Here is a 1,693-nt window from a genome sequence, read left to right as displayed (position 1 = left end):
AAAAGCCTTAATAGTAAAGAGCATCTAAATATTTAATTAAAGCGTTATGACATCTGCATCTCCAAACCAAATAGCAACAGAGTACACAATCCCAAAAAAAGAGGATGTGGAAGTTATAGAGGGTCCTAACAATCAGGTGTCTCACCCTCAAAGCTACTCTGATAACAATAATACTTATAATAGTCCAGAAAATAATCGTCATAATAGGAATAACCCCAAAAGTAATTCAAGAGTCAACGAAAGTAGTGCATTAGTTCATCCTGGGTCTAGCTTTTCAAGCTATCTAGCTGCCCTAACAAAAGAAAACTTTGTCGAAGGAGTTAAAGATGTTGAAGAAAAGCTAAAGACAGTTAATCGCACTTTGGGGATGCTCAATAATTTGTTAGAGGCTCAAGGATTTGATGCAATTCTACATGAAATGTTGCGCTCAATTACTCTCAAAACAGGAGAATTATTGAACGCAGACCGGACAACAATTTGGTTATTAGATGAAGAAAAAAGTGAACTTTGGTCAACAGTAGCTAAAGGAGCTGATGGAAAACTATTAGAGTTAAGAATTTCAGCCAATGTAGGAATAGCAGGAGAATCAGCTCAAGAGAAAAAAGTAATCAACATACCCTACGATTTCTATAACGATCCACGTTCAGCTTCAGCCCAAAAATTTGACAAACAGAATGGATATCGTACCTATACTATGGTAGTAATGCCATTACTGCAAGAAGAAACAGGGGATTTAATCGCAGTTGTCCAACTCCTCAACAAGTTAAAACAAGGCCACGAACAATATGAACAACTAGGAGAAAAAATAGATAAAAAGGGATTTACTGAAGAAGATGAAAGAGTATTTCGTGAATTTGCCCCTTCCATTAGTCTAATTCTAGAATCTTCTAAGTCATTTTATTCAGCAACTCAAAGACAGAGAGCAGCAGAAGCTTTAATGAAAGCTGTAGACTCCCTCAGCAAAAGTAGTCTAGACTTAGAAGATACTCTGGGAAAAGTCATGGAGCAGGCCAAGGAACTTATGAACGCAGACCGCAGTACCTTGTGGCTCATAGATAACGATAAAAATCAACTATGGACAAAAATCCCGATTAATGGACAGCTAATAGAAATCAGGATTGCTAAAGATAAAGGCTTTGCTGGTATGGTTGCAAAATCTGGCCAACCACTACTCATTCCTTTTGACGTTTATAAAGATACCCACTCAGTTACAGCCAAGGAAACAGATGAAAAAACAGGTTATCGTACCTGTAGTTTGTTGTGTATGCCTGTTTTTAATGCTGACAATGAATTAATTGGTGTAACTCAGCTAATTAATAAAAAGAAACAGGGAGATTATCCACCATATAACCATGCAAACTGGCCTGAAGCACCAGAGCAGTGGAAAGCTAGTTTTAATCGCAACGATTTAGAATTTATGAGGGCCTTTAATATTCAAGCAGGTGTAGCCCTCCAAAATGCTAAATTATTTGATACAGTCAAACAAGAGCAACAAAGACAAAGGGATATTCTACGGAGTCTGACCAACGGGGTAATATCTACGGATCAAAAAGGCAAAGTTATTGCGACAAATGAAAGTGCTAGACATTTACTAGGAATCAGTGACACAGAGATACTAGAAGGTAAGTCTGTAAGTGAATTAGTACGTCTCAAGGAAGGTTAGTTTTCTAAGGGCTAAATCTAACCACTTAGA

The 1,693-nt window shown here is 37.3% G+C and carries 1 protein-coding gene; it reads left to right on the top strand.

The window, feature by feature from the left end; genetic code table 11:
* The first annotated feature begins 46 nt into the window (after positions 1-46).
* Positions 47-1,663, top strand: coding sequence for a GAF domain-containing protein (locus F6K13_RS31960; protein WP_287289720.1), 1,617 nt, complete (start codon positions 47-49; stop codon positions 1,661-1,663).
* Positions 1,664-1,693: the final 30 nt, after the last annotated feature.

The organism is Okeania sp. SIO2B9 (genome assembly GCF_010672505.1).
GTDB lineage: Bacteria > Cyanobacteriota > Cyanobacteriia > Cyanobacteriales > Microcoleaceae > Okeania > Okeania hirsuta.
This window is presented reverse-complemented; position numbering and strand designations above follow the sequence as displayed.

What these genes read in the sequence shown, in the direction of transcription:
- F6K13_RS31960 (WP_287289720.1), top strand. Translation starts at nt 47, where the DNA reads ATGACATCTGCATCTCCAAACCAAATAGCAACAGAGTACACAATCCCA.